This window comes from Metamycoplasma faucium, from assembly GCF_045160055.1.
In the GTDB taxonomy this organism is placed as follows: Bacteria; Bacillota_I; Bacilli_A; order Mycoplasmatales; family Metamycoplasmataceae; genus Metamycoplasma; species Metamycoplasma faucium.
Genome location: NZ_CP088155.1, coordinates 699,967 through 722,541 on the forward strand (window position 1 = coordinate 699,967; position 22,575 = coordinate 722,541).

The 22,575-nt window shown below is 24.7% G+C and carries 13 protein-coding genes and 1 tRNA gene; 7 read left to right on the forward strand and 7 right to left on the reverse strand.

Annotation, left to right across the window (positions count from 1 at the left end; translation table 4 throughout):
- Positions 1-2: 2 nt before the first annotated feature.
- The 3 genes from LQ356_RS03255 to secA all read right to left on the reverse strand — a co-directional run bounded on the left by LQ356_RS03255 (position 3) and on the right by secA (position 6,999).
- Positions 3-3,449, reverse strand: coding sequence for a leucine-rich repeat protein (locus LQ356_RS03255; RefSeq protein ID WP_405311491.1), 3,447 nt, complete (start codon positions 3,447-3,449; stop codon positions 3-5).
- 19 nt (positions 3,450-3,468) lie between these two features.
- Positions 3,469-4,254: a hypothetical protein gene (locus LQ356_RS03260; RefSeq protein WP_405311493.1), complete on the reverse strand. Its 786-nt coding sequence runs from the start codon at positions 4,252-4,254 to the stop codon at positions 3,469-3,471.
- Between the two features lie 171 nt (positions 4,255-4,425).
- Positions 4,426-6,999, reverse strand: a complete 2,574-nt coding sequence (gene secA / locus LQ356_RS03265; RefSeq protein ID WP_405312181.1) for a preprotein translocase subunit SecA — start codon at positions 6,997-6,999, stop codon at positions 4,426-4,428.
- A 317-nt stretch (positions 7,000-7,316) separates the two neighbouring features.
- Here secA and metK point away from each other — a divergent pair, with 317 nt between their 5' ends.
- On the forward strand, positions 7,317-8,453 hold the full coding sequence (metK, locus tag LQ356_RS03270; RefSeq protein ID WP_405311494.1) for a methionine adenosyltransferase: 1,137 nt from the start codon (positions 7,317-7,319) through the stop codon (positions 8,451-8,453).
- A gap of 50 nt (positions 8,454-8,503) precedes the next feature.
- Here metK and LQ356_RS03275 read toward each other — a convergent pair whose 3' ends face one another.
- From LQ356_RS03275 to LQ356_RS03290, 4 genes are all read right to left on the reverse strand, one after another.
- Positions 8,504-9,265, reverse strand: coding sequence for a variable surface lipoprotein (locus tag LQ356_RS03275; protein WP_405311496.1), 762 nt, complete (start codon positions 9,263-9,265; stop codon positions 8,504-8,506).
- On the reverse strand, positions 9,234-9,602 hold the full coding sequence (locus LQ356_RS03280; RefSeq protein ID WP_405311498.1) for a lipoprotein 17-related variable surface protein: 369 nt from the start codon (positions 9,600-9,602) through the stop codon (positions 9,234-9,236). Before LQ356_RS03280 ends, LQ356_RS03275 begins: the two co-directional genes overlap by 32 nt.
- 261 nt (positions 9,603-9,863) lie before the next feature.
- Entirely contained in the window at positions 9,864-10,517 is a 654-nt protein-coding gene (locus tag LQ356_RS03285) for a hypothetical protein (protein WP_405311500.1), read from the reverse strand.
- 176 nt (positions 10,518-10,693) lie between these two features.
- Positions 10,694-10,769, reverse strand: a tRNA-Lys gene (locus LQ356_RS03290).
- Between the two features lie 96 nt (positions 10,770-10,865).
- Here LQ356_RS03290 and LQ356_RS03295 point away from each other — a divergent pair.
- The 6 genes from LQ356_RS03295 (at position 10,866) to LQ356_RS03320 (ending at position 22,475) form a co-directional block, all read left to right on the forward strand.
- Positions 10,866-11,348 (forward strand): dUTP diphosphatase, encoded by a 483-nt coding sequence (locus LQ356_RS03295; RefSeq protein ID WP_405311501.1) that lies wholly within the window; start codon positions 10,866-10,868, stop codon positions 11,346-11,348.
- Positions 11,349-11,897: 549 nt separating this feature from the next.
- Positions 11,898-12,677 carry a hypothetical protein gene (locus LQ356_RS03300; RefSeq protein ID WP_405311503.1) on the forward strand — a complete coding sequence of 260 codons (780 nt, stop codon included), beginning with the start codon at positions 11,898-11,900 and terminating at the stop codon, positions 12,675-12,677.
- Between the two features lie 45 nt (positions 12,678-12,722).
- Positions 12,723-16,403 (forward strand): leucine-rich repeat protein, encoded by a 3,681-nt coding sequence (locus tag LQ356_RS03305; protein ID WP_405311505.1) that lies wholly within the window; start codon positions 12,723-12,725, stop codon positions 16,401-16,403.
- Positions 16,404-16,594: 191 nt separating this feature from the next.
- The gene (locus tag LQ356_RS03310) at positions 16,595-17,614 is read left to right on the forward strand and encodes an IS30 family transposase (protein WP_405311318.1); all 1,020 of its coding nucleotides are present in this window, start codon (positions 16,595-16,597) and stop codon (positions 17,612-17,614) included.
- Positions 17,615-17,969: 355 nt separating this feature from the next.
- Positions 17,970-18,749, forward strand: a complete 780-nt coding sequence (locus LQ356_RS03315) for a hypothetical protein (protein WP_405311507.1) — start codon at positions 17,970-17,972, stop codon at positions 18,747-18,749.
- Between the two features lie 45 nt (positions 18,750-18,794).
- On the forward strand, positions 18,795-22,475 hold the full coding sequence (locus LQ356_RS03320; RefSeq protein ID WP_405311509.1) for a leucine-rich repeat protein: 3,681 nt from the start codon (positions 18,795-18,797) through the stop codon (positions 22,473-22,475).
- The last annotated feature ends 100 nt before the right edge of the window (positions 22,476-22,575 follow it).

The window sequence follows — 22,575 nt, forward strand, 5'->3', positions numbered from 1 at the left end:
TTTTAAGGAGCATAAGGATCATTTCAATCTGTACAATTTGGAAAATCTGATTGTTGATATTGTTTTAATTTATGACTACGTGAAAATGCTTGATAACCTACCTTTTTAACATTTAAACGGCCCTCAAAAGTTAATAATTCATCACATCATGAAAAACAAGATTCTTCAATATTAATTTCTTTATTATTAAAATTAATATATTTTAAAGTTGGGTTCCCACTAAAAGCATATTTCTTGATCGTTAGTATTTTTGTATTATTAAAAGTAACAGTATCATTAATAAATCTCATTTGAGCTAATGTGCGTTTGCCTATTGATTCAAGTTTAGAAGGTAAATCACCATCTAAAATTAAGTTATGACATTGCGAAAATGATTCGTCAGGAATATCAGTCAAATTGTCATTCAATTTATTTCCATTCCCAATATTTGTTAATTTTTCACAACCAGAAAATGATCCTTCCCCTATTTTTGTTACATTCTGTAATGTTATAGACTCTAGTGAACGACATGATTCAAATGCTCTTTCTCCAATATATTCTAATTTCTCATAATCAAAATTAGTAATATCAGCAAAATGAAGCCCCAATTTACCAACGTAATTTAAATCAGAATGAAAATATGCATGTTTTAATTGATGACAATAAGCAAAAGTTCCATCTTCAATTTTCTTTAGTTTTTTAAAACTTGCAATTATCAATTCTCTATTTGCATAAAATGCACGTTTACCAACAAAAGTTGCATTGTCAAATTTAACATTTGAACATGAGCAATCCTCAAATGCTGATTCGCCGATAGTTTCAACATTATTAGTGTTGGTAATTTCATAATTAATTTTAGCTTCATAAAAAGCTTTTGATTGTATTTCTTTAACACCCTCCATAGAAATTTTATTAATTTCGCAATTAGCAAAAACTTCTGAAACTAAAGTCGTTAAGCCTTTTCCTAACTTCACATCTTTTAATTTATATCATTTAAAATTACCTTTTCCTAAAAAAGTTAAATTTTGAAAATTCATTTGCTTAGTACGTAATCCTCAAATTGCATTATTACCAATTTTTGTTATATTAGATGATAATTCAATTTCGTCAACATCAAAATATGTTGGATAGTTCTCATTAAAGTTTTTACTTTTTGTAAAAAAACCATCTTCAATTTCATTTCTATTTAATGTTAAATTTAATTTAGAAACTTTTGATATTGTCCCAGCAGTATCAACAAATAATCCTCTAACATTTTCGCAATCCCTTAATGAATCGCCAATAGTAACTTCTCGTATTTTAGGAATATTTTCAAATGATTTAAGAGACATTTTTTTAAGCGAGTTAGGAATGGTTATTTTTTTTATACCAGATTCAGCAAATGATAAATCATCTATTTCTTCAACGCCATCTTCTAAAACAACATTATTAAATTCTCCTTTTGATAAAGAACTATTTTGAATTTTAGAAACACTTTTTTTGATAGTTAAATCTCTAATTCTTCTAAAGTCTTTAACTAGTGATTTGCCATTAAATATGTTATATTGACTATCGTTTCCGTCAACTATTTTTCCTAAAGTTAAATGACTAACAGATAGATCTTTGAAAGATTCAGATGATACATCTTGAATTTCATTTAATAATTCCATTTCAAACATATCGCAATTTTTAAATACTTCTTTTCCCAATTTTTTTAATGTTTTAGGAGCAACAAATTTCGCTATTCTAGTATTTTCAAATGCATTATCGTCTATAGTTTCAATTTTGTCTCATGATTTAAAATCTTCAAATAAATACGCGTTTTTAAATGCATTCTTATTAATAACATTAACATTTTTAATATCTAATTTCTTAATTAATGTATTAGAGAATGCATAATCTCCAATAGTTTTAATAGAATCGGAAAAAGTAACGTTTTCTAACGTTTTAACCCCATTAAATATACTATTCGGTATATGATCAATACTTTCCAATAAATTAACTTCTCTGATTGTCATTTGTTCTAATGTATTTGAATTTAATTTTTCTAAAAATTTTCCAATGGTTAATTTATTAACTCTTAATCCTCTGAATGAATTTGAGGAATATGATGTTAAAGTATCTTTCAAAATTAATTCTTTAAAATACAATGAATCAAAAACATATTCTCCTAATTTCGTTACATTTTTTAGATCTATACCAGAAATATTTGTTTTTGAAAATGCATAATCATCGATTTCATTAATCGAATCAGATAAAGTTACCTTATTTAATGTTGATACACCTTCGAATGCATTTTTTGGTATTTTACTAATTGAATTTAAAAATTCTACTTCAGATAAATTTGTATTTCTTAATTGATTAGCAAAAAGATTCAATGCCTTGCCAATTTTAAGTTTTCTAATAACTAACCCGGCAAGTGCATCGCTTACAGCGTTTTCTATTGAATCAGATAGTGTCATCTCACTAAAATTTAAACCTTTAAAAATAGAAGAACCTAATTTTTTAACATTTTTAAGATCAATGTTTGCTAATTTTGTATTAGCAAAACTATAATCTTTTAATTCTTCAACATTTTTAAGATCAATGTTTTGCAAAGAAGTATTTGCAAAAGCATAATCACCAATGGTTTTTATATTATCAGATAAAGTCACATTCTTCAATGTTAACATATTTGAAAAAGCTTCATTTGGAACACTAGTTAATGAATCTTTTAATATAACATCATTTATTTTTGTATGTTTATATTGATTTGTTAATGATTTTAACATCAATGCTTTTCCAATAAATAACTTATTTATAGTTAGATTTTGAAATAAATTATTATCAACTATGTTATTTATTTCATCGCCAAGATGTAGTTTTTCTAGATTTAATCCAGAAAAAGCATTTGATGATATTGATGAAACTTTATTAGTATTTATTTCTTTTATTTTATCTAATCCCTTAAAAGCATCATATGATAAAGATATTATGTTGTCCTCTAAATTTAAATTAGATTTATTTCACAAATTCTTTCACTCCGATTTAGAAAATAGCTTTTCCCCAAATCTAATTTTAACTTTGTTGTTTAAATCATGTGTACCAATAATATGTGATCTGTCTTTAATATGAATTTCTTCTAAAGAGTCCATTTTGCTGAAAGCATTTTGCTTCACTATGCCAGTGCTTTTACTTATTGTAATTTTCTTAACATATTTAAAACCAGAAAATGTATTTTCATCTATTTCTTTTATATTTTCAGGAATATTTATTTCAGTTATTGTCGGGTCATCTTTATATAGGCTTACTATAGAACTATCCAATTTTCTTACCGATTTTAATAATTTTTCAAAGTCTAACTTTTTATTAGGTTTTTCTTTAACATTCCTTGCACCTAAAATTACTGCTGCTGTTAATTGAATTGAAATGGTTGTCCCTAATCCAGCAAACAACATTTTTAGTAACTTTACTTTTTTATTAGTTGGTTTTTTGATTATATCTTTATTCATTTTTATTTAAACCTTATCTTTATTTTATATACATCTTTATTAAAACCATAACTAAAATAATTAAACTCATTACAGCCATAACTGATAATGCAGTAAACATAATTCAAGCTTTAGTTTGAAATCTTTTGCTTATTGATGCATCATTTTGAGTTTTAATTTGCATATCTTCATAAATTGATCTAGCGGTTGAAACTTCAATTTTTTCAGTTCCAAAACCTGATATTGATTTAATGAAAGGATTTGATTTTGTTTTTCCATCTTTTGAAACAGTATAATAAATATCCAATTTACCATCATTAATTATAGTTTTAATGATTTCTACTTGAAAACCAGGTAAGTCTGATTTAATGTCTCCTATTACAATATCTTCAATAGGTTTATCTTTTTCTTTTATTGTAAATTTGATTTCTTTGGCTTTTTCATCTAAATCTAAAGCAGTAACAGCCATTGCCATTGTTGAAGAAGATGAATCACTTTTTGTTGTAACAATTGGAGAAATTAATTTATTTTGTTTTAATTCCTCAATAATTAAAAGATTATTAATTTTAATCTTTGAGATTTTTTTAACTAAATCTTCAATTTGTCTTAGAGTAGCAAATCCTTGATATTGATCGTCCTTATGAAAATATATAATTGATTTTTCTTGAATTGAATTGCCGGCTTCTACATAAGCATTTAAAGCATTAATAAATTCGTTAAATTGTTTAGCGGGAGTTTTATTCAACATCTCATTAAAGAAAAATACAGGCATTTTTGTTGATGCATTATTTCTTTGCATAATATAATATTTTTTAATAGTTTCCATTTTATTTCCTTTAGTTGTTTTAATATGAGAAAATATTTTAAATCAAAGATTTAAAAAATAAAGCACTTTTATTTCTAAAAGTACTAAAAAACATAAAAACTACTCTAATTTGAATGTTATATTGTATATTTTATGTTCATATCAATAATTTAAAATATCACTATATTTAAATTATTTTTCTAAATTTTTATCATTTTCACTTGAATCATCATTCATTTTAATTCTAAATTCAGATAATATTGAATTTTCACGTTCTTTTAGTTGTTTTGAAATTTCATCATTAGAAAGACCTTTTTGTATTAATTTTATTTTTTCACTTTCTAATAAAAACGCAATAAAATCTCTAACTTTATTCAACTCAACATTAATTTCATTAGATGAATAACCATTGTTTTGTAAACCAAGTCAAGGTAAATCAAAATTAATATTACTTGATTTAATTGCATCATAATTATTCATTAAATTAACAATTGATTCAGTAGCTATTCTATTCGTTAATTCTTTGAATTTTTTCGAACCTAAATTAGTATAAACTTGATAAGGATTTTTTTGTGAATATTGTACTAAATGAGAACTTCTTCTTAATTTATCCATAACATTAATATGATCTTGTCAAGCATTATCAAAAACATTTAATATTATGTTTCTTTCACTATTTGTTAATTCATTAACACCGGATTTTTCAACAATATTTTGACGCAATTTATCATATTCTTCATTAAAAATTGAAACAATATATTCTGATAAATCTTCCTTATCAAATTTTTGTAAATCTTCCACTTTAAATTTAAATTCACATAAATTCATTCAATTATCATTAATATGATTAACTAAATTTTCCAAATCTAATGTGTTATTTTTCCCCATAAAAAGTGGATTGTTAACAATTTGATAAGCACAAACAGAAATCATTTTCTTTATTATAGTACCTAAATCTTCACGTTCTAAAATCAAGTCACGTTGCTCATAAATCAAGTCACGTTGTTGTCTTATTACATCATCAAAATTTAAAACACTTTTACGATTATCAAAGTTAAATCCTTCAATTTTCTTTTGTGCTCTTAAAAAAGCTTTTTTAATTGATTCTCCTTCAATTGGATCGTCTCCATATGAGGCAAAAATTTCTTTTCATTTATCTTGAACTGAAAAACGTAAAATTAATTGATCATCCAAAGATAAGAAAAATTTGGAATATCCAACATCACCTTGACGTCCAGATCTACCTTTTAATTGATTATCAATTCGCCTTGATTCTGCTTTTTCTGTCCCTAAAACATAAAGTCCACCTAATTCAATGGCTTCCTTTGAAGGTTTAATATCAGTTCCACGACCTGCCATATTAGTTGCAATTGTAACCGCTTTTACTTGCCCTGCCTTAGATATAATTTCAGCTTCAGAAGCATCTTGTTTTGCATTTAAAACTTGATGAGGTATTTTTTCATTTAATAACATTTCATGTAAAACTTCACTATCTTCAACTTGAGCAGTTCCAATTAAAATAGGTTGTCCTTTTTCATATATTCGTTTAACTTCTTTTGTAACTGCTTTTCATTTAGCATGCATTGTAACATATATTTCATCTTCATCATCAATTCTTACCATTGGACGATTTGTAGGAACTACATTAACACGCATATTATAGATTTCAATAAATTCATTTTCTTCAGTTTTAGCAGTTCCAGTCATTCCACATATTTTTTTAAACAAACGGAAGAAATTTTGATATGTTATTGTAGCCAACGTTTTAGTTTCAGTTTCAATTTCAACATGTTCTTTAGCTTGAATTGCTTGTTGTAATCCTTCTGAATAAGCTCTTCCTTCCATAATACGACCCGTAAAAGAATCGACAAGTTCAATTTTATTATCTCTAACAATATACTCAACATCAAGTTTCATAACTTTGTGAGCACGTAATGCATTTTGAATTCTATGAACTAATTCGGAATTTTCTATGTCATATAAATTATTAAAGTTAAAATATTTATTAGCTTTTTCAATACCTTTATCAGTTAAATAAACTGATTTAGTTTCTTCATCGATAAAAAAATCATTATCATTTAAAGTTCTAACAAATAAATCAGCAACATTATATATAGGAGTTGATCCTTCATCACCACCCGATATTATCAAAGGAGTTTTAGCTTCATCAATTAAAATTGAATCAACTTCATCAAGCAAAATAAAATTAAGTCCCCGTTGCACTTTATCTGCTTTTGACATAACCATATTGTCGCGTAGATAGTCAAATCCTAATTCAGAGTGAACAGAATATACAACATCACAAGCATATGCTTCACGTTTTTGCTCAGGTTCCATTTGAGCCTTGTTAATACCAACCGTTAATCCTAATCATTTAAATACTTGACCCATTTCATTAGCATCACGTTCAGCTAAATATTCATTAACAGTAGAAACTATAACCCCTTTACCTGAAAGTGCATTTAAATAAACAGGTGCTATAGAAGTAATAGTTTTACCTTCACCTGTTTTCATTTCAGCAACAGAACCTAGGTCTAAAATAATCCCTCCCAACATTTGAACATCAAAAGGCCTCTTTTTAAGAACTCTTCTTGTTGCTTCCCGTGCTACAGCAAAAACTTCTGGTCTAATTGAATCATGTGATTCACCAGTATTTAGACGTTGTCTAAATTCATTTGTTTTCTTTTGTAATTCTTCGTCAGACAATTGTTGAATTTCTTCTTCAAAATGATTTATTTTTTTAAGTGTTGCTTCAGCAATACGCATTTCAGTTGATTTAAATTCAAATAGTGATTTTAAAAACTTTTTAAATTTTGATTCTTTTTTAGGTTTGTTTTTATCATTTTTAGTTTCTAATTGTTCTTCATTAGAATTTTTAGGCTCTAAATCTTTTTTGTTAGTTTTTATTTTGCTTTTTTTATCTGATTTTTCTTGCAATATTTGATTATTAGATTTTCTCATACTCATTAATTGTATATTAATTTTATATAATGTAAAAATAAAATATAATAGTTGATAACTAATAAATTAAGTCGAATAAATATTTATTTAATGTTAATTAAATAAATTGGAAATGAGAAAAAATGAAACGATATTATACTAGTGAATCTGTAGGAGCTGGACATCCAGATAAAATATGTGACCAAATTAGTGATGCAATTTTAGATGAACTATTAAAGCAAGATAAAAATTCGCGTGTTGCTTGCGATGTTATTGCTAATGATGATGTTATTTATATAGGTGGCCAAATTACAACTAAGGGATATGTAGACACTATTAAAATAGCTTGAGATATTTTAAAACCATTAGGGTACAATGAAAATGATTTTAAAATAATTAATGCTATTATTCCACAAAGTTCCGATATTGCTTTAGGTGTTGATAAGTCCAAAAATAAAAAATTAGGAGCAGGCGATCAAGGCTTACTATTTGGATATGCAACAGATGAAAATGAATTTTTCATGCCTTGACCTTTAGTTTTGTCGCATGAACTTGTTAAAAGAGCTGAATATTTAAGGAAAAAAGAATTATTTCCTTATGCTAAAGCTGATATGAAAAGTCAAGTAACAATGGAATATGACAGCATAAATAATGAAATAAAAATTTCTAAAATATTAATGTCAATTCAACATGAAGCATCTTTTAATGATAAAGAATTTAAAGAATATATTATTCAAGACATTATTAAATATGTAACTAATAAATATAAATTTAATGATGATTATGAAATATTAATTAATCCAACAGGTAGATTTGTAATTGGTGGACCTAAAGGGGATACAGGACTTACAGGTCGAAAAATAATTGTTGATACATATGGAGGATTTGCTAAACATGGTGGGGGTGCATTTTCAGGGAAAGATGCAACTAAAATTGATCGTTCTGCAGCTTATATGGCTAGATATGTTGCAAAAAATATTGTTGCTTCTAAAATAGCAAAAAAATGTGAAATTCAACTTTCATACGCTATAGGTTTACCTAATCCTCAATCAATATATGTTGATACGTTTAATACATCAAAATATTCTGAAGAAGAATTGATTAAAATGATTTATGCATTATTTGATTTATCTGTTGAAGGAATTATTAATACGCTTGACTTATTAAAACCAATTTATTTACCTTTGGCAACTTATGGTCATTTTGGTCGAATTGATTTAAATCTGCCTTGAGAAAAAACTGATATGACCGATAAAATAAAAAACTATTTTAAAAAATAATTATTAAAAAAATGAGCTGAATAAAGTCAGTTCATTTTTTTGCTTTTAGATTATTTTTCAAAAACTAATTTATAAACCATTTTTGAAACTTTTTTGTTTTTAAAGTCAAATAATCTAAATCTAATTACGTATTTACCATTTTCTTCTTTAAATTCTAAGAAACCTGAAGATTTTACCTTGTTTCCTTTTTTATAAAGTGGTTCCAAATGGTTTGTATATGATGTATATGATAAATTTGAAGGAATAACACCTGTAAAATCCATTAATTTAGGACCCTCTCAAGGTTTATTGCTTGGAGATTTTCCATATAATGTTGATTGGCCTTGATATGTATTCATAAAGAATGATTTAACATTATTTTTATCACTAAACTTAGTAAATCATTGTTGATCTTCAATTTTTGGTTCTTTGTTTAGCTTATCAATTGTTAATGAACTATCTAAAGTTCAACCTGCTTCCATTTTAGCATCAGATTCACCATCTTTTTCTAAAAGAACTTTTGAAGAAGGTGCAGGTGGAGTTGTAGGAATCTTAAATCCTGAAACTTCTAAAGTTCTTTCAATTCTTTTATCAGGATTTTTTTGAGATACTAATTTATAACTTAATTTTAAAATTCCTTGATTAGCTTTAGATTTATCTAAAGTTAAATCATTTATATTATATTTAGATTTGTCATATCCTTCAAGTTCAACATCATCATCTGTTAAATCATTAACTAAGGTATCAGATATTGTTTTTGATATTTTAGCTTTTATTTTTTTAGCTTCTTCTTCTAATTCTTTAATAATTGGATCTATTGGGGGGGGTAACACTATTCTTTTTAAATCCAGTAATTACTTTTTTTATTAATTCAGAAGTTTTACCATTTTTTCCTAAAGATTTAACTTTGAAAGTTAAAGTTAGTTCACCTTTTTCATCGTTAGGTAATAATTCTAATTCTACTATTTCATATTTTTTAGTATCTAAATTTGTTTTTAAGTCGTCTTTTTTAAATTCAGATGCTTTAATTTTTGTAACATCTTTTTTACTTTCAATATTTAAATTTTCAATGGCTTTTGATAAACCATCTTTACAACTAATAGCCGCTAATGGAAGCGTAACTAGTGGTAAAGATGCTAAATATTTAAGTATGTTTTTTTTAAATTTCATATATGCCTTTTCCTTTAATTTTCTTTGTAGTTTTTCAATAAAAATTATACATTATTATTTTTTTGATTATTTAAAATATTTAAAAAAGGAAAATAACCACCTTTTAAAGATGTTTCTGCAAAATAATATAACCAGAAAATATTTAGTATTTCATATTAATCTATCATAATTTATCAATTTAATTTTTCAGATGCAAAATATTTAGTTGATATAAATTTGATTAAATGCCATACATATAGTAAGTAAAAAAGTTGGCACGTCTTAACTCTTATTATAAATTTCATTAACAGCTTCAATATAACAAATGAATGAAGGGTGTTGCTTCTCTTTTTCATTAAGATACATATTCTTTTTGTTAAGATAAGCATTTCTAAGTTCATTTCACAAATTGTTATCTTTAAGTCACTTTACTTTATTGGTCAATTCCTTTGAATTTCGACTAATGTTTCAGATTCAACTATCACGATCAGAATAACCAGTTTTCTCATGAATTAATCTATACCAAGTTCCATCTTGATCTTCATAAACAATAGCAAGGTCAATACTAAATTTAGTCGGATTACCTTTCTTAAAATTCATTTTTTTTGTAGATAGACACGATTTTGAATCACTGCAATCATTTAAACCATTATTTCTTAATACATCATTGAACTTTTTCTTAACGTATTCCTTAATTTGTTTGCAATCATTAATATCTCATGAAGAATTAATATTAATAATAACTAAGTTATAGTCCAAATCAATAGGTTCATTTTCATTTTGTGTTATTAAATTTTTTGCTCCACTTCCAATCAAATGAGCTTTAACAGTCAAAAAATCTTGATTATTAATAATTTGAACAAGTTGATTAACTATATCTGAGCAAACACTTCTCATACTATGTAAAAAGTCTTTATCTTTAACAAATTTGTACATAATAATCCTTCCTGCGCCAAACCAACCCATCTATGAATCTATTGTGTTCATAAATCATATAATTATACTCTCATTATCCATTTGAAAATATATTTTAATTGTATAGAATAGTTTTATATAAATTGCAAATTATTTAAAAAGAAAAATAACCACCTTTAATAGTAGTTATTTTTAAATGGTACACCCTGTGGGGTTCGAACCCACGACCCAAGGATTAAGAGTCCTTTGCTCTACCGACTGAGCTAAGGGTGCTTATATAATAGTATTATTTTATATTATTATAAAAATTAAAATAAAAAATCAATATTTCATTAAAAATTAATTTGTAAAAATATCTATAATTCTTATATGAATTTAAAAGTTATATTTGATAAACAAGTTTTACTTGACAAAAAAATTATTGAAAATTTAATGAAAGATGATTCTAAAAATTTAGAGTTAAAACGTTGTTTAGCATTGTTAATAGAATTATCTGAATTTGCTAATGAAGTTCAAACATTTAAATATTGAAAAAAGCACAAAGAAACTAATCGACAAAAAATATTGGAAGAATATGTTGATGGTATTCATTTTTTAACTAGTTTAGCAAAAGATAAAATTTCTTCCGAAATAATTCCTTTTATTAAATATAATGATTTTAATCTTCAACTTGCATATACTTTTAAGATATTTACAAAATTACTTAATAATCAAAAAAGCAAAAATATTAAAAAAGCATTTGCCACTTATTTAGGATTAGGCAAGTTGCTTAATATTGAATATGATGAATTAATTGATGCATATTATAAAAAGAATGAAATTAATTTTAATAGGATTAAACAAAATTATTAATTTATATAATTTGTTTTTTTTAATATTTAAAAAAATAAGAAATATTATATGAAACAATTTTAATTTTGTAGGTCTAGTTTATTTAACAATTTTCTATTTCGTTAAACATATAAATAATATATTTAACTAATTTATTCTAAATAAATTATTCATTTTATTTTATCTTTTATATACTTTTGTGATTAATATAATTTTTATTTTTTTAATTTATTAGTACAAATAAAAACATCATTGTAATTAGGTTAATTAATAATCAAAAGAACATTACTTAATAACGTTATTTTAGATATTAATTTTTATTTTCATATCAAATTAGAAAAACTATTTTATATATTTATATATAAAATAAGAAATCCAAAAGCAAAAAAAATACTAATTTTAGAGTTTAAAAATGTATAAACGGAAACATACTCGCAATATAGTTATTTTTTTTTTTTTTCAAATACAATTATATTTTTTACAACAGATTTAAATATTGTCTTTCTTGCTTGAATGACAATATAAAAAAAATTATTAAACACTATTAAATTATTAAAAGGAAAAAATATTATGTTAGAACAAACAAGAAAATTTTATATTATGGAACGTACTGATAACAATGGTGCGTTGACATTTTATTTAAATGAAGTAGGAGAATCGAAAAATCCTGAAAAATTAAAAGATTTTAAAGAAGTGCTACACAAATTTCTTGATATCTTAAAAAATTACACCGGAAAAGCATTAGTATATTTTCATGCAAATTGAACATATAGAGGCTTTGCAACTGTTGAACAAGTTAAAAAAATAATTGAAACATTAACCGCTAATAATGTTGAAAATAAAAATGCAATTGAATATATAGTTACAAATAAATTAATTTCACCTTTAGCTATAAATAAAGATGGTAAAAAAGTTATTGATTCAACAATGGTCATGGCTCAAATTGAATTTGATTTAGAAAGAAAAGCAAAAGACGTAATTTTTAAATTAACAAATCCTAAAGCCACTGTTGAAAATATTGTTGTTGAAGATATTACAACTGAAGAAATGAAAAATTATACAGTTGACATTGTTAAATTAGAACGTAATTTTGATTCAATTGACGTTTCTTATAATTTAATTAATGGCAAATATAAATCACAACTTTATATAAAAACTTTATCTAATTTAGGTAAAAACTTAGAAATGTCTAAAGCAAGAACAATAAATGAAGATATTGAAATTAAAGAACATCAACAATATGTTGAAGTTAGAAATTTCAAGACTAAAGTTTGAATATCTGTTTCAATTTTAATTGCACTAGCAATTTTATCTGCAATTATGTTAGTTGTTATTTTATTAAGAAAATAGATCATTCTATAAATTTATAAGTAAATATGAAAAGGAATTATTAATATGAAAATATTAAGAAAAAAACTTAAACATATCAAAGTGTTAGCTTCTTCTTTAGGTATTGCTGTTGGTGTACAATTTGTTGCCGCATCAGTTCTTTTACTTAGAAGATTTTGACAAGAAAATAAACTTGCACCATATGACTGAAAAGCAGAATTTAACAAAATTTTAAGAACAAATAGCACAATAACAAAAGATTTAGTTAAAAGATTTGTTAATCGTCCAGAAATTGATGAAATCATTTTGCCACCTAATGTAAAAGAATTAGGAGATGGAGTTTTTAGTAATTTTAAACATGCTAAAATTCTAAAAATTACTAAAGAAACTGGATTGATTGGAAAAGATGCATTTAAAAACATGACTTCTTTAGAAGAAGTTCAAATCCCTGACAAATCACATATTATTGGAACAAATGATTTACCTGATAATGTAAAAATTAAATACGGAAATGAAGAACATACTAAAGCTACTTGAAAAGCCAAATGAAATCAAGAAAACTTAACTTTAGAAGATAGTGTTATTTCACTTTCATATAATGCTTTAAAAGAATGTGACAAAATTAAAACATTAGATACAAATAAAGTTGAACAAATTTCAGCTAATACATTACCTAATGCAAATCTAAAAGAATTAACTTTAAATGATGCAATTAAGCAAGTAATTAAAAAAGAATTATTTAATCCTGATTTTTCAATTGAAAAATTAAATATCGGAAAAGCACTTGATGTTGATGAATTACATAATCAATTAAAACAAATAAAAGAAATTAAACATGTAAAAATACTAGAAACAATTTCAAAAATTGATGATAATGCATTTAAAGACGTTAACATTAAAAGCATCGATCTTGCTTCAACAATTAAAGAAATTGGAAAAAATGCTTTTGAAAATTCAAAGATAACTGAAATTGATCTTAAAAATACTGAAATTATTTCTGAAGATGCATTTAATGCTTCACAATTAAAAAAGGTAACATTTAATTCAACCTTAAAATCAATAAAAAATAGAGCATTTGCAAACTGTGCTTTTGATAATATTAATTTTCCTGACAACATTGATGATATAGCAGATGATGCATTTGCTGAATCATCTATTCTTAATACTTTGTCTATTGGAAAATTATTAGAAAAAGCAAATATTGGTAAAGTTATCTCAAACTTTTCAATGATTTCAAATCTAACAGTTAAAGGAAATATAGAAAAAATTCCTTCAATGTCACTTGCAAACATTAATGTTAATACATTAACTTTAGAAAACGGTATCAAGGAAATTGAAAGAAAAGCTTTTGACAAAGCTACGATTAAACACTTAAAATTTGGGGACACTATTGAAAAAATTTATAAATCAACTAATGACCAAGATGATGATGGAACTTTTTCTAATGTAACTAAAATTGATACTCTAGAAATAGGTAAAGGATTGCAAAATTGTTCTGATTTACATGAATTATTTTTCTATGGAAAAGAAAAGAAATTTGATCGTTTTGTTAATTTAAAATTAACTTCATCAATTGATTCATTAGATAAATCAATATGAAATTCATCAATCGGTTCAACCACAATACGTGTAAAGCAAATCATACTTAACAATAAATTTACTTCATTAGGTAATGAAACATTTAAAAATGTTTTATTCTCAAAAATTAATCTAAATAATATTTTAGACTTGGGTAAACAAAATTTTGTGTCTTGTGATACTTCATTAGATTTAGATTTTAATGAAGCAATGACTAAAATTAGTGATGAAGCATTTATGAACACAAATTGCTTTGATGGTTCAAAAACTTTAAATCTTAAGAATGTCACCGAAATCGGTGAAAAAGCATTCCTAAATTCTTCAATAACAAAAATAGATTTTAACAAAGTTAAAAAAATTGGCGCTAATGCTTTTGAAAATTCAAAACTTTTTGGCGAACTAGATTTTAAAAACGTTGAACAAATTGAAGATGGTGCTTTTAAAAACTGTAAATATTTAACAAAAACAATTAATGGAAATATATCAAAAATAGGTAAACAATCATTTTATGAATGTTCTTTACTAGAATCAGTTAACTTATCAAACCCTGATTTAAAAGAAATAGGTGATGAAGCATTTTATAAATGTAAAAAACTAGAGAACATAAATCTTGAATCAGTTGAAACTTTTGGAACTTCATCATTTGAAGAATGTAAATCATTAGACAATATTAATCTTAAAAATGCAGTTAACATAAAAGCAAGAGCATTTAAAGATTGTGCAGGAATGCAAAATATTGGTGAATTCCAAAGAGAAGTTAGAATTGAAAACCATGCTTTCTATGGAGATATCAATTTACTAAAAGTTAAACTTGAAAAAATAATCGAATTAGGTGAATATTCATTTTATAATTGCACTATTATGAGTGCAGCTGGTAAATTTAATGATGCAATAAAAGAAATACCTAAAAGTTGTTTCTCTGGTTGTTCGTATATTGGTGAACTCGACTTTAATAATGTTGAAATATTGCATGAATGATCATTTACAAACTCAACAGGATTAAAAATTACTAATACAAAAAAATTAAGAAAAATTGATCGTGCCGCTTTATTAAATGCATGCAAAAAAGATGAAATTGAAACTTTTGATACTGATAGTCTTGAAGAAATTGGTGAAGATGGTTGCGGTTTTATGAATGTTAGAAAATTAAATTTAAAAAATCTTAAAAAGATCGACAGAGGAGCTTTCCGAGCATCCTCTTTAGAAGAAGTTGAAGATTTTGAAAAATCAGCAATTAAAGAAATACCTGAAAATTGCTTTGCGTTTGCTGGAAAATTAAGAAGTATTAATCTATCAAATGTTGAAAGCATTAAACAAAGAGCGTTTGCTGAAAATGAAAAATTAGAAAATGTTGATCTTTCAAAAGTTAAAAAATTAGGTTTAGAAGCATTTATTAAAGCAAAAAAAATAAAAAAAGTAGATCTTTCTTCATTAGACCAAGACTCGATTTATTCTAGAACATTTCAATCTTGCGAGCTTTTAAAAGAAGTTATTTTACCAAATAAAGTAAACAATATTGATCCTGAAGCTTTTTCTTCTTGTTCTACTCTAGAAAAAATTAATTTAGAAAATATTAGTACAATAGCAAGACAAGCATTTTATAGTAACGTATTGTTGAAAAAAATAAATTTACAATCTATTCAAAGTTTAGGCAGAGAAGCATTTGCTAATGATGAAAATCTTTCAGAAGTAACTTTAGGCGATAGATTAACTTCAATTGGTGAAAGCGCTTTTGAAAGTACTACATCATTAAAAACAATTGATTTGAAAAATGTTAAATTAATTGATAAAAAAGCATTTAAAGATTCTGGTCTTGAAACAATTGATTTTAAAAATGTTTTAACAATAGGAGAAAATGCATTTGAAAATGTTAATTTCAAACAATTAGATACATTGAAATTCAATAATAAAACTACTATTAAAACAGAAGCATTTAAAAATGTTAAATTTAAAGCTAATGCTAAAATTGACTTTACCAATAAAAATTCAACTATTGGTGAAAAATCATTTTACGGTATTAAAAATGTTGAAAGTATTCTTAATGGAAATCAAGTTACAAGTGTTGGCAACAAAGCTTTTGCTAAATCTGCATTATCAGGCAAAGGTCTTACAAAAGAAAACACTTTCCCTAATGCTACCGAATTTGGTAATGATGTGTTTGCTGCATAATATTCTTAAAAAAAATATAAACTCTCTCCATGCCTGGAGGGATTTTTTAAACCTTTTAATATAATTATTTTATATATTTATATATAAAATAGCTACATTGTAATATCAAGTGCAACACTATGAGATAATTTATAGAGTTGCATTTTTATATAAAAAAAGAGCAACCATTTTGCTTCAGAAGGCGGTTACTCATGATTAATAATTATAATCATTTAAATTATACCAATAGAATTCTAATAAAAGAATATTTAAGTAAAAATTACTCAATTAGGAAAATATCTAAAGAAATTAAAAAAAGTCCTTCAACAATATCACGAGAAATCAAAAGGAATTTTGATTGCTTTAATTTAGAATACAATCCTGAAATAGCTGATAAAAAAGCTATGACTAGGCATAAACACAAGTTTTATTTTTGAGATCGTCATATATATGAAAAATATGAAGATTTTACCAATCAATTTGTAGCATTATATGATGGTAAAAAATGAATGGTTGAAAATACTTATTTTTATATTAAAAATAATTTTAATTACCCTATCCCTTCGCTTAAAACAATTTTTAATTGGATAAATTCAGGAAAATGGGCTATACAACGGAAAGAATTATTGCGAAGATATTATAAAAAGGGCGGAAAAAGAGCAAATACAAATATAATTGATAGACTAGTTGGCGCTAAATATGTAAAGCCAATTTGAACTCGTCCACAAGAAATTAATGATAGATCTGAGTTTGGTCATTGAGAATTAGATCTTATTTGTGGCAGAAATGTTCGTGGGGCATATCATATCATTACATTTGTTGAACGAAAAACTAGATTTTGCTATACAGCAATGATAAAGGGAAAACATCCAGATAATTTAAATAGAATTCTTTCTAAACTTATAGGTTCCAACAATATTCCTGTTAGATCAATTACAACTGATAATGGATTTGAATTTAGAAAATTAGGGTTATTAGCTTATAAATTTGATATATGCATATATTTTACAGACAAATATGCATCTTGGCAAAAGGGAAGCAATGAAAATTGAAACGGTTTATTTAGAAGATATTTTCCTAAAGGAACTAATTTTGATGAAATTGATCCTGAATACATTAAAGAAGTAACATTAGAAATTAATTATAAACGTAGAAAAATATTGAACTGAAATTCTTCATTAGAATATTACAAGGAAAATTTAATTGAAACTTACAATAAGATTTTTGAATAATTATTAATATTTAATTTAAAAACACTATGTGTTTATTTTTAACATATTTTTTTACTTTTTTTAATACATGAATTTTTGAAAAAAGATAAAATAAAATATGAAGCACATAGTGTTGCACTTCATATTACTTTCTAGCTTTTATATATTTATATATAAAATAAGAAATTAACAATCAAAAAAAATACTAATTTTAGAGTTTAAAAATGTATAAACGGAAACAGACTCGCAATATAGTTGTTTTTTTTTTTTTTTTAAAATAGAATTATATTTTTACAATAGATTTAATGTTGTCTTTCTTAAATGACAATATAAAAAATTATTAAACATTATTAATTATTTAAAAGGAAAAAATATTATGTTAGAACAAACAAGAAAATTTTATATTATGGAACGTACTGATAACAATGGTGCGTTAACATTTTATTTAAATGAAGTAGGAGAATCAAAAAATGCTGAACAATTCAAAGACTTCAAAAATGCACTACAAAAATTTGTTGATAGTTTAAAAGATTATACCGGAAAAGCATTAGTATATTTTCATGCAAATTGAACATATAAAGGTTTTGCAACTATTGAACAAGCTAAAAAAATAATAGAAACATTAACTGCTAATAATGTTGAAAATAAAAATGCAATTGAATATATAGTTACAAATAAATTAATTTCGCCTTTAGCTACAAATAAAGATGGTAAAAAAGTTATTGATTCAACAATGGTTATGGCTCAAATTGAATTTGATTTAGAAAGAAAAGCAAAAGACGTAATTTTTAAATTAGCAAATCCTAAAGCCACTGTCGAAAATATTGTTATTGAAGATATTACAACTGAAGAAATGAAAAATTATACAGTTGACATTGTTAAATTAGAACGTAACTTCGATTCAATTGATGTTTCTTATAATTTAATTCATGATAAATATAAATCACAACTTTATATAAAAACTTTATCTAATTTAGGTAAAAACTTAGAAATATCTAAAGCAAGAACAATAAATGAAGATATCGAAATTAAAGAACATCAACAATATGTTGAAGTTAGAAATTTCAAAACTAAAGTTTGAATATCTGTTTCAATTTTAATTGCACTAGCAATTTTATCTGCAATTATGTTAGTTGTTATTTTATTAAGAAAATAGATCATTATATAAATTTATAAGTAAATATGAAAAGGAATTATTAATATGAAAATATTAAGAAAAAAACTTAAACATATCAAAGTGTTAGCTTCTTCTTTAGGTATTGCTGTTGGTGTACAATTTGTTGCTGCATCAGTGCTTTTACTTAGAAGATTTTGACAAGAAAATAAACTTGCACCATATGACTGAAAAGCAGAATTTAACAAAATTTTAAGAACAAATAGCACAATAACAAAAGATTTAGTTAAAAGATTTGTTAATCGCCCAGAAATTGATGAAATCATCTTACCTCCTAATGTAAAAGAATTAGGAGATGGAGTTTTTAGTAATTTTAAACATGCTAAAATTCTAAAAATCACTAAAGAAACTGGATTAATTGGAAAAGATGCATTTAAAAACATGACTTCTTTAGAAGAAGTTCAAATCCCTGACAAATCACATATTATTGGAACACAAGATTTACCTGATAATATAAAAATTAAATATGGAAATGAAGAACATACTAAAGCTACTTGAAAAGCTAAATGAAATCAAGAAAACCTAACTTTAGAAGATAGTGTTATTTCACTTTCTTATAATGCTTTAAAAGAATGTGACAAAATTAAAACATTAGACACAAATAAAGTTGAACAAATTTCAGCTAATACATTACCTAATGCAAATCTAAAAGAATTAACTTTAAATGATGCTATTAAACAAGTAATCAAAAAAGAATTATTTAATCCTGATTTTTCAATTGAAAAATTAAATATCGGAAAAGCACTTTATGTTGATGAATTACATAACCAATTAAAACAAATAAAAGAAATTAAACATGTAAAAATACTAGAAACAATTTCAAAAATTGATGATAATGCATTTAAAGACGTTAACATTAAAAGCATTGATCTTGCTTCAACAATTAAAGAAATTGGAAAAAATGCTTTTGAAAATTCAAAGATAACTGAAATTGATCTTAAAAATACTGAAATTATTTCTGAAGATGCATTTAATGCTTCACAATTAAAAAAGGTAACATTTAACCCAACCTTAAAATCAATAAAAAATAGAGCATTTGCAAACTGTGCTTTTGATAATATTAATTTTCCAGACAACATTGATGATATAGCAGATGATGCATTTGCTGAATCATCTATTCTTAATACTTTGTCTATTGGAAAATTACTAGAAAAAGCAAATATTGGTAAAGTTATTTCAAACTTTTCAATGATTTCAAATCTAACAGTTAAAGGAAATATAGAAAAAATTCCTTCAATGTCGCTTGCAAACATTAATGTTAATACTTTAACATTAGAAAATGGTATCAAGGAGATTGAAAGAAAAGCTTTTGACAAAGCTACAATTAAACACTTAAAATTTGGAGACACTATTGAAAAAATTTATAAATCAACTAGTGACAAAGATGATGATGGAACTTTTTCTAATGTAACTAAAATTGATACTTTAGAAATAGGTAAAGGATTGCAAAATTGTTCTGATTTACATGAATTATTTTTCTATGGAAAAGAAAAGAAATTTGATCGTTTTGTTAACTTAAAATTAACTTCATCAATTGATTCATTAGATAAATCAATATGAAATCCATCAATAGGTTCAACCACAATACGTGTAAAACAAATCATACTTGACAATAAATTTACTTCATTAGGTAACGAAACATTTAAAAATGTTTTATTTTCAAAGATTAATCTAAATAATATTTTAGATTTGGGTAAACAAAATTTTGTATCTTGTGATACTTCATTAGATTTAGATTTTAATGAAGCAATGACTAAAATTAGCGATGAAGCATTTATGAACACTAAATGCTTTGATGCTTCAAAAACTTTAAATCTTAAAAATGTCACCGAGATTGGTGAAAAAGCATTTCTAAATTCTTCAATAACAAAAATAGATTTAAACAAAGTTACAAAAATTGATAAAGAAGCATTTGCTAACTCAGAACTTTTTGGTGAGTTGGACTTTAAACAAGTTGAAACAATTGAAGATAGTGCATTTAGTAATTGCAACCATTTAATAAAAGGAATAAATGGAAATATATCTAAGATAGGAAACAAAGCATTTTATCAATGTTCATTATTAGAATCTATAAATTTATCAAACTCTGATTTAAAAGAAATAGGTGATCAAGCATTTTATCAATGTAAAGAACTAAAGAATATAAATCTTGAAATGGTCGAAACTTTCGGAACTTCATCATTTGAAGAATGTAAATCATTAGATAATATTAATTTCAAAAATGCAGTTAACATAAAAGCAAAAGCTTTTAGAGAATGTAAAGGATTACAAAATGTTGTCGAATTTAGTAAAGATGTATCTATTGGAGATTATGCCTTTGCAAATGATATAAACTTACACAAAATTAAACTTGAAAGAATTATTAGCCTTGGAATATCATCATTCTATAATTGTTCAACTACATCTATAGAGGGAAAATTTAATGATGCAATTACAGAAATTCCAGATAATTGTTTTGCTGGTTGTTCTTATTTAAAAGAAATTGATTTTAATAATGTTGAAAAAATTGGTAAATATGCTTTTGCGAATAATTCAAGATTAAAAATTAAGAATACTAAAAAGCTAAGAATATTAGATGATCAAGCATTTAGAAATGCTTGCACAAAAGAAACCATTGACACTTTTGATACGGATAGTCTTGAAGAAATTGGAAATTTTGCATTGCTTAATGTAAGAGTTAAAAAACTTAATTTAGGCAATCTTAAGAAAATTGGTAAAAATGCATTCCAAAATTCATGAATAGAAGAAATTGAAGACTTTGAAAAATCTTCGATAAGAGAAATACCTGAAAGTTGTTTTGATGGATGCTTACGTTTAGAAAGTATAAATTTATCTAATATCGAAATTATAAGAACTAAGGCATTTAAAAGAGCTGAAAACTTAAAAGAAGCTAATCTTTCTAATGTAAAAACACTTGAAAGTATCGCATTTCAAAATGCAAAGCAACTAAAAAAAGTGGATCTTTCTTCATTAACACAAAGTCGTATTGAATATGGAACATTTTCAAATTGTACAACATTAGAAGAAGTGATATTGCCTACAACTATAAAGGATATTCAACCTGCAGCTTTTTCTGAATGTGTTCAACTTAACAAAATTAATTTAGAAAAAGTTGAAAAAATAAATAGCCAAGCATTTTATAATAATGTTTTATTAAAAAAAGTGGATCTATCATCTACAAAAGAAATAAAATCTGCAGCCTTTTCAAATGCTAAAAATTTAGAAGAAGTAAAATTAAGCAACGATCTTAGATATATTGATGAAAGAGCATTTGAGTATACTCAGAAACTAAAGCAAATAGATCTTAAAAACGTTAAAACAATTAATAATAGAGCTTTCAAAAATTCAGGGCTTGAAACAATTGATCTTAAATATGTAACTAAAATTAGTGAAAATGCTTTTGAAAATGTTAAATTCACTAAATTATCTTCATTAAAATTTAATAATGAAATAAGTATTGGAAAACAAGCATTCAAAAATGTTGAATTCAATTCTAATGCAGAAATTGATTTTAATAATAAACCATCAACAATTGGTGAAGAAGCATTTTATGGTATTAAAAATGTTGAGCAAATCAAAAATGGAAACCAAGTTAAGAGCGTAGGAAACAAGGCGTTTGCTAAATCATCATTATCAGGCAAAGGTCTTACAAAAGAAAACACTTTCCCTAATGCTGGCGAATTTGGCGAAGATGTATTTGCTTCTTAAATATTAAATTTAATTCATCTCTCTATATTAATAGAGAGATTTTTTATTTGATTTTTTAAGTAATGACAAAAATAATAAAAAGCTAGATATAAATATCTAG